The organism is Micromonospora sp. NPDC023869, assembly GCF_055559695.1.
Map to the genome: position 1 here is coordinate 22,733 of NZ_JBVHKD010000003.1, position 12,892 is coordinate 35,624.

At 71.3% G+C, this 12,892-nt stretch carries 10 protein-coding genes and 1 CRISPR repeat array; of the genes, 2 read left to right on the forward strand and 8 right to left on the reverse strand.

Annotated features, from left to right (window positions below):
• Window positions 1-8: 8 nt before the first annotated feature.
• The 6 genes from ACZ31C_RS10695 to ACZ31C_RS10720 all read right to left on the reverse strand — a co-directional run bounded on the left by ACZ31C_RS10695 (window position 9) and on the right by ACZ31C_RS10720 (window position 7,299).
• Window positions 9-1,595 carry a YncE family protein gene (locus ACZ31C_RS10695; protein WP_465795048.1) on the reverse strand — a complete coding sequence of 529 codons (1,587 nt, stop codon included), beginning with the start codon at window positions 1,593-1,595 and terminating at the stop codon, window positions 9-11.
• A 347-nt stretch (window positions 1,596-1,942) separates the two neighbouring features.
• Entirely contained in the window at window positions 1,943-3,334 is a 1,392-nt protein-coding gene (locus ACZ31C_RS10700) for a histidine decarboxylase (protein WP_465795049.1), read from the reverse strand.
• Window positions 3,331-4,086: a hypothetical protein gene (locus ACZ31C_RS10705; protein ID WP_465795050.1), complete on the reverse strand. Its 756-nt coding sequence runs from the start codon at window positions 4,084-4,086 to the stop codon at window positions 3,331-3,333. The genes ACZ31C_RS10700 and ACZ31C_RS10705 overlap by 4 nt, the downstream gene beginning before the upstream one ends.
• 12 nt (window positions 4,087-4,098) lie before the next feature.
• Window positions 4,099-5,571, reverse strand: coding sequence for an APC family permease (locus ACZ31C_RS10710; RefSeq protein WP_465795051.1), 1,473 nt, complete (start codon window positions 5,569-5,571; stop codon window positions 4,099-4,101).
• Window positions 5,559-6,221, reverse strand: a complete 663-nt coding sequence (locus ACZ31C_RS10715) for an N-acetyltransferase (protein WP_465795052.1) — start codon at window positions 6,219-6,221, stop codon at window positions 5,559-5,561. Before ACZ31C_RS10715 ends, ACZ31C_RS10710 begins: the two co-directional genes overlap by 13 nt.
• Window position 6,222: 1 nt before the next feature.
• Complete coding sequence (locus ACZ31C_RS10720; protein ID WP_465795053.1) at window positions 6,223-7,299, reverse strand: FAD-binding oxidoreductase; 1,077 nt, start codon at window positions 7,297-7,299, stop codon at window positions 6,223-6,225.
• Window positions 7,300-7,668: 369 nt separating this feature from the next.
• Here ACZ31C_RS10720 and ACZ31C_RS10725 point away from each other — a divergent pair, with 369 nt between their 5' ends.
• On the forward strand, window positions 7,669-8,922 hold the full coding sequence (locus ACZ31C_RS10725) for an XRE family transcriptional regulator (RefSeq protein WP_465795054.1): 1,254 nt from the start codon (window positions 7,669-7,671) through the stop codon (window positions 8,920-8,922).
• A gap of 1,000 nt (window positions 8,923-9,922) precedes the next feature.
• Here the strand turns inward: ACZ31C_RS10725 and ACZ31C_RS10730 are convergent.
• On the reverse strand, window positions 9,923-10,408 hold the full coding sequence (locus ACZ31C_RS10730) for an ASCH domain-containing protein (protein WP_465795055.1): 486 nt from the start codon (window positions 10,406-10,408) through the stop codon (window positions 9,923-9,925).
• 52 nt (window positions 10,409-10,460) lie between these two features.
• Window positions 10,461-11,358: direct repeats of the CRISPR family, unit length 28 nt; unit sequence GGATCACCCCCGCGTGCGCGGGGAGCAG.
• Window positions 11,359-11,660: 302 nt separating this feature from the next.
• Here ACZ31C_RS10730 and ACZ31C_RS10735 point away from each other — a divergent pair.
• Window positions 11,661-11,957, forward strand: coding sequence for an NIPSNAP family protein (locus ACZ31C_RS10735; protein ID WP_465795056.1), 297 nt, complete (start codon window positions 11,661-11,663; stop codon window positions 11,955-11,957).
• Here ACZ31C_RS10735 and ACZ31C_RS10740 read toward each other — a convergent pair.
• Window positions 11,954-12,583 (reverse strand): WD40 repeat domain-containing protein, encoded by a 630-nt coding sequence (locus tag ACZ31C_RS10740; RefSeq protein ID WP_465795057.1) that lies wholly within the window; start codon window positions 12,581-12,583, stop codon window positions 11,954-11,956. The genes ACZ31C_RS10735 and ACZ31C_RS10740 overlap by 4 nt on opposite strands.
• Window positions 12,584-12,892: the final 309 nt, after the last annotated feature.

The window sequence follows — 12,892 nt, forward strand, 5'->3', positions numbered from 1 at the left end:
TCACCCGGTCACGGGGTGCTCGTCTGCTCCACGCCGAGACCGGCCAGCACCGCCCCCCGGTAGACGACGACCGGTTCGCCGGAGCCGTCGCGCCGCGCGATCACCACGGCGTCGAGATCGCCCGGCTGTCCCCGGGGACGGGTGGGACGCAGCGAGATCAGCAGGTGGCCACCGTCCGGGGTGAGGATCACCCGGTCGACACGCTGGTCGTCGCCGGCACCGGTGGGCACCTCGGCCGCACCGCCGGACCCGTCGGTCACCAACACCCGGTCGGCCCGTTCCTCGCCGTCGGAGTCGACCATCGTGTGCAGCACCGTACCGCCACCGAGGCTCGCGGTGGGCGTGGCGCCCGGCGGGGCGGCGGTCACCGTACCGTCGGGACTGAGGGTGAGCGTCTCGCCGCCCGGCTGGAACATCACCGCCGACACCGCCGACGCGACGGCCGGCGGGGTGTCGATCTTGCGGACCAGGACCGCCGCTGCGGCGGGCGGGTTCGGCTGCGGCGTCGCGGTGGCCTCGGAGAGCCGCACCGACCAGGCGCGCGTGGGGCGCGGCGTCGGCTCGCCGGATTCCGGCCCGAACGGCACGTCCACCACCAGGGCGGTGTCCCCGGACACGGTCGCGGTTACCGACCCCGTCATCGGCGGCAGGTCCGCCACCGGCGTGACCGCACCCGACGAGAGATCGAGCACGGAGAGCCGCTTACTGTCGGAGCGGGTGTCCACCACCACGGCACGACTCCCGTCCGGGGCGAAGGCGACCTCCCCGACCGGGCTGAGCAGCGTCCGCACGTCACCGTCCGGGGCGACCACGCTGACCGCCCGCCGCCGGTCGACCATGTGCAGCACCGCGAAGCCGCCGCCGGTCATCGCCCCCTGCACCGTCCCGCTGCCGAGCTCGATGGTGGGCCGGGACCGCCCGTTCGAGGTGTCCGCCATCACCAGCCGCCGGGGCCGATCCTTGCTGAGCGCGGCCAGGTAGCGGCCGTCCGCGCCGACAGCGATCGGGTACGACGGCAACGTCACGGGCGGACTCGCCGCCCCGGTCTTCAGGTCGATCCCGCCGTACCCGGTGCGCGGCCGGTCCTGCCACATCACCCCACCCAGCTCGGCGGCCGTGCAGGCCGCCTCCACCGACGGCTGCGCGATCGCACCCTCGCCGGTCACCGTGAGGCACCGGAATCCCGTGATCGACAACCCGGCACCGAGGCCGGTCACCTCCCGGGCGGCCGTGTGCTCGGGCAACGTGACGTCGCGCAGTCGACCGTCGACGAGCAGCGCGTCGCGCCGATCCTCCGCCAGCCCCCGCGCGACGGTCGGGAACCGGGGATCGCCCAGGGCGAGGTCGACGTGCCGCCGGACCGGCGTCAGCCCCGCCACGTCGTCACCGAACCGGTCCACCGCCAGCAACCCGACCAGGTCGCTGCGCCGCTCGTCCGCCACCGGCACCATCAGCACCGCCGCACCGAGTCCCCGTACCTCGACCGGCAGCGGCGCGGCGCGCACCGGTAACTCCGACTCCGCCCCGTCGGAGCAGCCGGCGACCGTCGCGAGAGTGGCCACCGCGATCAGGGCGGTCCAGCGGGTACGCGTCATCCCGCCATTCTGATCACCTCAGGCAACCGCCGCGACATGAGGCCGCCGGGCGAGGTGTGGATGTTAGGAAGGGCCCCTACTAACGCCTCGTGCATAGCAGGGGACCCTTCCTAACATCCGGATGGCGCGGAGAGCGGCCGATACCCGGACGGCGCGCAGAGCTGCCGTGCGAATCCGTCGCGCAGGTGTGGAGGTGGCCGGCGGCGCAGGACCACGCTGTCCCTCGCCGCCGGCCACCGACCGGTGCCGTCCCCTCCCTGGAGCGGCAGCCGGCCAGGTGGTCGCCGGGCCCGACGACCACCGCAGAACCCGGGGCGGAAGGCGCGAGCCTGATCCGCCCCGGAAACTCAACCCGGTGGCATCACCGTCCGCGCCGCCGTACCGGTCCACCCGGCCGGATCACTGCGCCCGGCCGGATCACTGAGTGCCGCCGTCCGGGTCCGTGCTGACGGATCACTGCGTGCCGCCGCATCACTCCGCGCGGCTGGAGCACTCCGCGCCGCCGCACCACTGCGTGCCGCCGGACCACTCGGCGGTGCCGGACCACTCGGCGGTGCCGGGTCCGGAGCAGTGCGCGCTGCCGGATCTGGGCGCAGGTCGGCGACGAAGGCGTCGATCTGGCCCTTGGTGAGGCCGGGCATGCAGACGATGTGACTGATCGGACCGTCGGTCGCCAGGAGCCACTTGCGGCGTACGGATGCCGGCGGCGTGTCGAGGACGACGGTGAAGGCGTGTGGGTGACGCCAGGCGGGCCAGCCGACTGCGGTGAGCCGGTCGACCGCGTACGCGGCGAGGCGGCGGGCCTCGCTGACCCGCCACCGGTGCCCCTCGCGACCGTGGGTGGCGATGGCATGCCAGAGCAGGGCGGCGGCCAGGCCGCAGCGGGAACCGGTGACGGTGGTGTCCACGGTGTCGGTGTAGGCGACGGGGGTGCCAGGGGAGCGGAGTCGACCACGGAGGAGGACGACACCACACGGGGTGGGCGTACCGAAGAACTTGTGGCCGCTGATGGCGATGCTGTCGATGCCACTGGCCGGGTCGAGGCGGAGCCGACCGTCGAGGGCGAGCGGGATTCCGGCGAGGGCGGCGTCGACGTGCAGGTGCCCGCCGGCCGGGTGGGCGGCCAGGACGGCGTGGATACGGGCCGGGTCGTCCACGGCTTCGGTCATGGTGGTGCCGGCGGTGGCGACCACGATCGCCGGGCGGGTGGGTCGTCGGCGGAGCTGGGCGGCGAGCTGCTCGTGGTCGATCTCGCCATCCTGACGGGCGGGTACCGGGAGACGTCGGGCACCGAGGATGTCGAGGATCTTGGGGATGGAGTAGTGGGCGGCGGTCGAGTGGTAGACGACCGCGCGGGGATGACGGCGCTGGGCGGCGTGCAGGGCGGCCAGGTTGCCTTCGGTGCCGCCGGTGGTGACGTACCCCCATCGGTCGTCGGCGGGCATGGCCAGCAGGTCGGCGACCCAGGCCACGACGGCCCGTTCCATGGCCTTGGTGTGGGCGGCGCCGCCCGGGTCGGTGGCAGGGTCGCCGATGTTGTTCCACAGCCGCCGGCCGAGCCGCGCCATCACCTCACTGTGGTCGAGGTCGACCGCGCCGGGAAAACCGATGCTCGTCGACGCGGCGGCGTCGGCCCGGTCGACCAGATGACGGAGTACGGCCGCCACGTCGATCCGGTCGCGCCCCAGGTCGACCAGGTCCGCGTCCACGATGGACGGCAGCGTCGGGGTGTCGGTCACGGGCGTTCCCGGGGGAGCAGGTGGGCGGTGAGGACGGTGTGCAGCGACCCGAGGGCCCGCCACACCTCGCGGGTGTGCTGGTCGCCCTGCTCGGTGAGGTCGTGGTGCGGGTTGTAGTGGATGATCCGGTCGGGGTCGAGGGTCCGGGTGCAGCGGATGCCGTCGACACCGAGCCGGGCGTGCGGGTCACGGTCGACGTGCAGGGCGGTGCCGTCGGTCAGCAGCGCGTAACACTGGCCCTTGAGGTCGAACGCGGACAGCCGCCGACCGCCGGGCGGCGCGTCACGCAGGGTCCGGGCGATCTGGTGCCAGCGGCCCTGGTCGGTGTCGAGGGTGGTGACCCCGACGCCGACGTAGACGGCACCGACCGGTGGGCTCATGTCACCGCCGTTGACCATCGACCGGTGCGGCCCGAGGGGATGCCACCGGTCGCCGGTCGCGGCGCAGCGGGCCACGTTCTCGGCCGCGATGTCGGCCAGCTCACCGAGGAGCCGGGGCAGGTCGTCGGCCTCGGGCGAGGACAGCCACAGCCGGTACGCGGTGTGCAGCCGGTAGCCGTGCGGCTCGGTGGGTGCGGCGGAGACGAAGAACAGCATCACCCCGTGCGGGCCGAGCGCGTCCCGCCGCCCGTAGCGCTGGTCCGCCTCGACGAGGTGGCCGACGTTGAGCCGTTTGGTCCGGAAGACGATCTGCCGGCGCAGGTCGGCCCAGCGTCGGGCCTCCGGCGACACGGTCGTGGCATGTGTGGTCATCGGCTGCCCCGCTCAGATCGCCACGTCGACGGAGTCGGGCACGGCGTTGGTCCTCGGCGTGCCACGACCGATGCCGGCGTACACGTCGGGGCGGCGGGCATGCAGGTGCCGGGCCCACAGCCCGCCGCCGACCGCCGCGCCGAGCAGGATCAGCGGCAGCAGGTACGGGTACGGCGAGCCGGGTGCGGCACCGAGCAGCGACCCGACGTTGCCGACCATCGCGGCCAGCAACGCCGACCCGGCGAACACCCCCAGAATGGGGGCGATCCGCCACTCCCCGCGTCCCGGCCGGGGACCGCGTACGGCGGCGGGGGCGGTCGTCGCGGCCACCGACGCGACCAGCAGCAGGCCGAGCAACCCCATCGCGCCCAGGGTGGACAACCAGGTGAACATGATCGCGAGCGGGTCGGCGCCGTGCAGCGCGAACGCGGCCACCACGACCGCCGCCACGGTGCTCTGGGCCAGCGAACCACCGCGCGGCGCGCTGACCCGGGTTCCGGTGCCGGAGTGCGCGAGGCGGGCGGGCAGCACCTGCTCGCGGGCCATCGCGAAGACGTACCGGGCGACGACGCTGTGGAAGGCCAGCATCGAGGTGAGGATCGCGAGCACCAGCAGCACCTCCGCCACCGGCGGCCACCCGCCGCCGGCCCGCGCCAGCACCGCGAACGGCAGCCCGGCCGCCGGGTCGGCGGCCAGCGCGGCGACGTCGCCGGGACCGACCGCGACGCCCATCGCCCAGGCGGCGAGCGTGTAGACGGCACCGAGAACGACCACCGCGCCGACGGTGACCCGACCCAGCGCCCGGCGGTCGGTGGTCTCCTCGACCAGCGAACCGGGGGCGTCGACGCCGGTGAACGCGGCCACGCAGAACGCGACCGCACCGCCGACACCGCTGACCGCCAATCCCGACGCGTCGAAACCGGCCCAGGACAGCGTGCCGCCGGCCGGTCGCGCCACGGCGGCCAGCACGAACACCGCGACCACCAGCAGCGACGCGGCCAGCACCGCGACCAGGAACCGGGTGGACAGCACGATGGCGCGCACCCCGAGTACCCCGACGACGGCCAGCGCGAGGCCCGCCCACACCCACCACGCGCCGCCGAGCCGCGCGGCCACCGTCGCGCCGAACAGCCCGTACAGGCTGATCTGGATGGCGTTGTAGGCGACCAGCGCGACCAGACCGGCGGCGACGCCCGCGCCGCGACCCAACCCCTGTGCGGCGATGCCGTAGTGGGCGGCCGGGTGCCCGATCTGCCGGGCCATCGCGGTGTACCCGACCGCGAGCAGCGCCACAGCCCCGGCCACCAGCAGGAACGTCAACGGCAGCGCCACCACGCCGGTGGTCGCGTAGGTGGCGGGAACACCACCGACGAGCACCACCAGCGGCGCCGAGGCGGCGGCCCCGAACACCCACGACCCGAAGGGCGTGAGGGTACGGCGGGCGAGCGCCACCGGCACGTGCGCGGAGCCGGTCAGGGTCGGCATGGCAGATCCTCCTGGGAGTGTCGGGGAACCGGGACGCGGTGCACGCGTACCCGGCGGGGCAGAACGCTGTCGAGGTCGGGCGCGGCCCGCCACAGCCGCCACAGCACCGGCCCGCCGCCGTCGAGCCGGACCGGCGTGCGTGGTGCGTAGCCGAGTCGCGTGAGCAAGCCGGTCCGGGGCCGGTCGGTCACGATGTCGGCGTACGACGGCAGGGCGTGCGGGTCGATCAGCCGGTGACGGGCGGCGAGCAACGCCCGCCCGGCGTCCTCGTCCCCGGCCAGGTGGGCGAGCCGGTGGTGCGGTCGATGCGGGTGTACCGCGTCGGTGTGCGCGTGCAGCAGCACGAACCGGCCCGCGTCCCGCCCGAGCATCCGGTGCAGGCCGAACGGTGCCGCCGCAGCCGGCGTGGGCGGCCCGAGCCGGGGATACCAGACCGCCACGGCGGCGCGATCCCCGCTGGTCTCCACCTGGCCGTGGGCCAGGCCGTGCGCCACCACGAACCGGGCGTACGCGGCCAGCACCGCCCGCCGCCGGACCGGGTCCGGCACCAGCCAGGCCGCCAACCGCCCACTCGCCAGATCCGCCGTGAGCAGCCCGGTCACCACCGGCAGATCGGCGGCGGTGACCCGGCGAACCGTCAGTCGTCGCACGTCACGCCTCCGCCGGACGGTCGACGGCGCACTGGTCCCGCTGCCGCCCCGGCCGCCGCCCCCACCGCGCCGAGTCCCCGGCCCGCCCGAACGTGACCGCCAGGTGCAGATCGGCGGTGGCGATGCCGGAGCCGGGCAGCCGGGACCGGGCCGCCTCGATCAACGCCGGAGGCCCACAGACGTACACGGCCTGCCCCGGCCGATGGTGACGCCGGGCGACCGTGACCAGGTCACCCCGGGCGGCCGGAGCCACCGCCGGATCGTCGGAGAACGCGGGCACCACGGTCAGCCAGTCGCGATGGGCCCGCTGGAGCAGGTCCAGGGTGGAGGCGTCGTACAGGTCGAACAGGGTGCGCGCGCCCACCACCAACGTGACCCGCCGCCCGTCGGGAGCCGTGGCGACCTGTTCCACCATCGCCCGCAACGGCGCCAGCCCGGTCCCACCGGCCGCCAGCAGCAGATCTGCGCCGCCGGACGCCTCCAACGACAACCCCACGTCGACCGCCGGCCCCAACCAGAGCGTGTCACCCGGCCGGACCTGCGTCGCCAGCAGCGGCGACAGCGTCCCCGCCGACACACGGCGCACATGGAACTCCAGCGTCCCGTCCGGACGCGGCGCGTTCGCCGGGGAGTACCACCGCCACACACCCGGCAGCCGGGGCGTACCCACCGGCACCGCCTGCCCCGGCCGGAACCGCAACCGCCGCACCGGCCGGACCGTCAGCACCGCCACCCCGGCGACCGGCTCCGACCGCGACTCGACCTCACCGACCATCACCTGCGGCCCGTCGCCGATCGCCCCCGCCACCCGCTCCACCAGCCGTAACGCCCGCCGGCACCCGCGCTCCCAGCGCCCCGCCGCCCCCGCGTCCCAGGCCGTACCCGAGAACCGGCCCACCGTGTCCACCAACGCCGCGCTGATCGCGGTGTCGTGATAGGCGTGCAGCCCGAACCGCTGGTACATCCGCCCCAACACGGCCAGCGCCGCCCGCCGCCCCGCCGGATCGTCCCGCCCCGCGATCACCTGCCCGAGCGTGGTGAAGAACATCGACGCGTACAGGTGCGGCAGAAACCGCACACTCCGATCCTCCATGAACGCCCAAAAATGATCACTGGCCCGCTCATGCACCCCACGAACGGCCACCCACGACAACCTCGGGTCAGTCATTCGTCCGGCCGCTCATCGTCGAGCAAACGTGAGTGGCGTCCACCAGTGGCGTGAATACGTCAGAACCAAGCACATTCATGTCAGGTCTCCGTCGAACGGCCGATGGCGTCACGATGAGCGCCCGAACTCGGCGCGGTCGTGCCTGTCGCACCTGCCCGTCAGGGCTCGGCACCGCCGATGTCTACGTTTTCGTGGATTCGCACCCAACTACAGATGTCACTGCGGTGACACGGCCCCGTCCCCTCGTTGCCACCGCTGGATAGAGCGATAATGGATGGCATGGCAGAAGTTCTGGACGCTTCCGAGGACCGGCCGGTCTGGGCCTCCCGACTACGCGCTGAACGCGCGGCGCGGGGCTGGTCCCAGGCGGATGCGATCCGGGCGCTTCGTGCCCACTCAAGAGAGCGGCTCCCCACGGACAGCACCTTGCTGCGCAACTGGAAGCGCTGGGAAGCCGGCGGAACGGAGCCGGACCCGTTCTACAAGACGCTCATAGCCAAGACCTTCGGCACCGTTACCGCCGCGTTCTTTCCTCCCCAGACCTCGCACGATGCAGATCGGGCGTTGTTCGCCGGGACCGGGATGGAGACGCTGGAGATCCTGGCGAGAGTCCGTGCGTCCGACGTCTCGCCGTCGACCCTGGATGCTCTGACAGTCACCGCCGACCGTCTCTGCTGCGAGTACCCGTACATACCCTCGGAGCAGCTCCACACCGAGGGCCAGGCATGGCTGCGGCGCCTCACATCCATGATGGATCGCCGACTCACGCTCTCTCAGCACCGGGAGGTTCTGACCCTCGCCGGATGGGTCGCCCTCCTGGTCGGCTGCCTTGAGTACGACATGGGCGACCGTAGAACCGCAGAGGGTACCCGTAGAGCGGCGCTTTCACTTGGTGAAGAGGCCGGCAACAGTGCCGTCGTCGCCTGGACGCACGAGATGCGTGCCTGGTTCGCGCTGACGCAGGGCGACTACCGAGGTGCCATCGTTGCCGCTGAGGCGGGCGAGGAAATGGCAACGAGCGATGGTGCTGCGGTCCAACTCGCGGCACAGCGTGCCAAAGCCTGGGCGCGTTTGGGCGACAGACGACAGGTCGAAACCGCCCTTGACCAAGGTCGCCGCCTCCTGGAGTCCCTCCCGTACCCGGCGGACGTCGACCACCACTTCATGGTCGACCCCGCCAAGTTCGACTTCTACGCCATGGACTGCTACCGCATCGTCGGTGAAAACCGCCTGGCCAACATGTACGCCCAGGAGGTCATCAGCTCATCGACCGACCCGCACGGCATCCCTCGCAAGCCCATGCGAATTGCGGAAGCGTGGGTGACATTGGGTGTCACAGCGGCCAGGGACGGAGATGTCGAAGCAGCGGTGTCCCATGGACGCCAAGCCCTCGAAGGCGACCGAAAGTCGCTGCCATCCCTCTTGATGTGCTCGCGCGAACTGGCGGATACACTGGCCGCCAACTATCCGGCTAAGGGTGAGGTCGTCTCATACTTGGATGAACTCCGCGCTCTGACCCTGGCAAACCGATAGACGAGTGCGGTACCGATTGAGCAACCGGCGTAAGCAGGGAGCGTGCACCTTCGGTCAGCAAGCGCCCACACAGTGGGATCACGCCTGTGTAAACAGGGAATAGGGTCTGGTGCAGCCTCAAGCTCTACCCCGCGTGCGCGGGGAGCAGCAGGATCGGTCCATCTTCAACACCTACCAGGGCGGATCACCCCCGCCTGCGCGGGGAGCGGGTCCACCATGGCGACGGCCATGGTCGGCGGCAGGGGTCACCCCGCGTGCGCGGGGAACAGCCCATCGGATGCTGGATCGGCGAGCCGTCGATGGGATCACCCCTGCGTGCGCGGGGAACAGTACCCGATCGCGGCCCGCCTGGGTGGCGACGAGGGATCACCCCCGCGTGCGCGGGGAGCAGTGGTGCGGCGTGCGCGGCGGATCCGCAAGCACGGGATTACCCCAGCGTGCGCGGGGAGCAGCGGGAGAACGACCCCCGGGGTGCGTACCTGGCGGGATTACCCCCGCGTGCGCGGGGAGCAGTTGTGGATCAGGTTCTGCGGAGACGCGCCGAAGGATTTACCCCCGATTGCGCGGGGAGCAGTCGATCGAAGACACCGTCGGCACCCTGGCGTCGGGATTACCCCCGCGTGCGCGGGGAACAGGATCGGCTGCGCGATCGCCTGCTCCACCAGCGGGGATTACCCCCGCGTGCGCGGGGAACAGAGCACCCACGAGACGCTCTGGCAGACCACGTCGGGATTACCCCCGCGTGCGCGGGGAACAGGGTAGAGGAGCGGACCAGTTGAGCGACGTGGAGGGATTACCCCCGCGTGCGCGGGGAACAGACTCCGTGGCCTGTGGCGCTATAGATCAACTGTGCTGTTTTCCTTCACTTCGCCTTTCAAGATCACGAGGCTTTGGGCCTCTCCTTCGAGGCGCGGCGCGATCTGGATAATCGCACCGCTTTGCCCGGGTGCCCACCGGGGTTGATGGCTGCGTAGCCATGGCCGCAAGGCGCCGTTGACGTTCAGGTGTTGATCAGCTTAACTTCGATCGCAAGGACGCCCAGGGCTTCCTTCTCAGGGCCATAGATGCGGCGGATGTTTGCAAGTTGTTGGTGGCGAGGGCTGTCGGGGTTGACGTTTTCCGCGCCCTCGGCATCGAGCATCTGCTCGAATGACTCGTACCGCGTGACTCGTTTGATTTTGGTCAGTGCTTCATCCCGGCCGCAGACGAAGCGGATGAGTTGGCCGGAGGCAAGGTCGCGTAGGTTGGAGTATTGGACGCGTACCTCGATGGTCTTGCGGCCGGTGGCGAGTAAGTCGAAGTAGCGGCGGTAGAGGTTCATCTGGCGGGCTTCGGGTGGCGTTTGAGCGACGGGGTCGGTGGTCATGATCCGTTTTGGCTCCTCATCGTTTAGCTCCGGTAGAGGTCTTCGGTCGGAAAACTCCGGGAGTAGCCAGACGAAGGTTTCGGCGTAGATTTCACCAGTCCAAGCGGTGATGTCGAGCATCTATGGCTGAGAATTTGGAGGCGGGGCGACGCGCCCTTGCAGTAACCGACTATGCACATCCCCGCGTGCGCGGGGAGCAGTTGGGCGACAGCTTGTCCATCGCGTCGCCGACGGGATCACCTCCGCGTGCGCGGGGAGCAGATGGTGCTGTGCTTGCCGGGCCACTTCGTGACCGGATCACCCCCGCGTGCGCGGGGAGCATGGGCTCGACCGGGCTGTGGGCACACTCTGCCTGGGATCACCTCCGCGTGCTCGGGGAGCAGGACGGACCCAGGTCGACGGCGGCGGTCCGCAGCGGATCACCCCCGCGTGCGCGGGGAGCAGCCGCACGGGGCGAGGACATGCGGACCATCCTCGGGATCACCCCCGCGTGCGCGGGGAGCAGGAGCGCGGGGAGCAGGAGCGCGGGGAGAAGGCGGCACTCAGCATCGAGGGATCACCCCCGCGTGCGCGGGGAGCAGGGTGGGCTGGGTGGTGTAGACCTGGGCCTCACCGGGATCACCCCCGCGTGCGCGGGGAGCAGTTGAGCTCGACCTGGTCGCTGTAGACACCGTGCGGATCACCCCCGCGTGCGCAGGGAGCAGGCGATCAGGCCGCTGGTTGTCGGGTTCATGCAGGGATCACCCCCGCGTGCGCGGGGAGCAGATATAAATCGTGTCGTACCCACCCAGGGCATAGGGATCACCCCCGCGTGCGCGGGGAGCAGCACCAGAGCATGTCCGAGGGGTAGCGCAGCCAGGGATCACCCCCGCGTGCGCGGGGAGCAGGCCTCGCCGGCCTGAGCCGTACTCGGGTTGGACGGATCACCCCCGCGTGCGCGGGGAGCAGACTGCGCTTACGGACGCGGCCACGGACACGACGGGATCACCCCCGCGTGCGCGGGGAGCAGTCGCCTCGGATCGCGAATATTTCCGCCCGCCGGGGATCACCCCCGCGTGCGCGGGGAGCAGACTTCGTGACCTGCGGCGCTAAAGATCAAGTGAGCGGTTTTTCTTCACTTCACTCCTCAAGATCACCACGCTCCTTGGTCTCGGGGTGACGAGTCGGGTCGGCGTTCACGTCCGCGTGGCGTTCAGCCTAGCGGCCATCGGTGATCAGGCGCGTGTACCAACCGCGCGGATCGACATTGCCGCGTTCGTGGATTCCGACTCCGGACAGCCGTTGGGAGATCGCGTGCGGTCGGGCGGCGTGTGATCGTGGGTGGACCGCTGACGAGACGTGGGTTACGGCGCTTCGACGGGATGGCGATGCTATGAGGACTGCGCAGATCCGCACCTACCGCGTGCGTGAGGGGCGGCTGGACGAGTGGGTGCAGGCGTGGCGGACCCTGGTGGTGCCGTTGCGGCGCGAGTTCGGGTTCGAGATCCACGGGTCGTGGGTGGACCGGGAGCGCGACGCCCACGTCTGGGTCACCTCCTACGACGGGGAGCAGTCCTTCGAGGAGGCGAACGCCGCATACTGGGCCTCGTCACAGCGTGAGCAGCTCGGTCTCGATCCGGCGGAGTATCTCGTCGGCGAGGAGGTTCGCACCGTGGAGCAGGTGCTCTAGCCGTCGGTGATGGGCAGCAGGTGGGCGCGGCGCTCGTCTGCGGTGAGCTGCCGAAACACCCGGTGTCGTGCCGCCTCGGTCATCGCCGCCAGGTCCAGGTCGACGGCCCAGATGCGGGCGGTGGCGTCGGCCGAGCCGGTCACGACGTGGGTGCCGTCGTCGAGCCACGCCAGGCAGGTGACCGCGTCGCGGTGCACGCCGATGACCTGGCCGTCGTGGTCGGCATCAAGGTCCCATCGGCGTACGGTGTGGTCGTCACCGCCGGAGGCGAGACGGCGGCCGTTGGGCGAGTAGGCGACGGCGCGTACCCGCCGGTCGTGGCCGGTGAGGACACGGGCCGGTGCGTGGGGGTAGGACAGCGACCAGACGCGGACGGTCCAGTCTGCGGAGCAGCTCGCGAGCTGCCGCTCGTCGGGTGACCAGGCCAGGCCGTCGACGTAGTTCTGGTGACCGGCGAGTACCCGGCTGGTGGCTGGATTCTCCATGTCCCAGATACGGATGGTGCGGTCGTCGGAGCCGGAGGCCAGGTAGCGGCCACTGGGCGACCAGGTGAGCGCGCCGACCCAGTCGGTGTGACCGCGTAGGACGCCGCCGACGGGGGAGAAGGCCAACGACTCGAACTCCACGCCACCGTTGGCGTGCGCGACACGACGGCGCGAGCCGTCAAGCGAATCCAGCGACCGTCGCTTTGCTACAGTCGTCACCGCGTCGGTCACGGCGCTGGCATTCCCACATCAGCCAGCTACTTGAGGAGCAAGAGTGTCCGTCCGCCCCAACATCCAGCTTTCGGTGACTCTGCCGCAGGTGGAGGTGATCTGCCTGGTGGTCTTGATCTTCTACATCATCGTGCGGATGTGATCTTCGCCGGAGATTGGGCCGAGGGACGATTCCCTCGGCCCCACCCCCGCGAGCGCGGGGAATGCGATCTCCACGGC

Coding starts and splice junctions, on each gene's coding strand:
- ACZ31C_RS10695 (WP_465795048.1), bottom strand. CDS start 1,595: ATGACGCGTACCCGCTGGACCGCCCTGATCGCGGTGGCCACTCTCGCG.
- ACZ31C_RS10705 (WP_465795050.1), bottom strand. CDS start 4,086: ATGACCACACATGCCACGACCGTGTCGCCGGAGGCCCGACGCTGGGCC.
- ACZ31C_RS10710 (WP_465795051.1), bottom strand. CDS start 5,571: ATGCCGACCCTGACCGGCTCCGCGCACGTGCCGGTGGCGCTCGCCCGC.
- ACZ31C_RS10725 (WP_465795054.1), top strand. CDS start 7,669: ATGGCAGAAGTTCTGGACGCTTCCGAGGACCGGCCGGTCTGGGCCTCC.
- ACZ31C_RS10730 (WP_465795055.1), bottom strand. CDS start 10,408: ATGCTCGACATCACCGCTTGGACTGGTGAAATCTACGCCGAAACCTTC.
- ACZ31C_RS10735 (WP_465795056.1), top strand. CDS start 11,661: ATGAGGACTGCGCAGATCCGCACCTACCGCGTGCGTGAGGGGCGGCTG.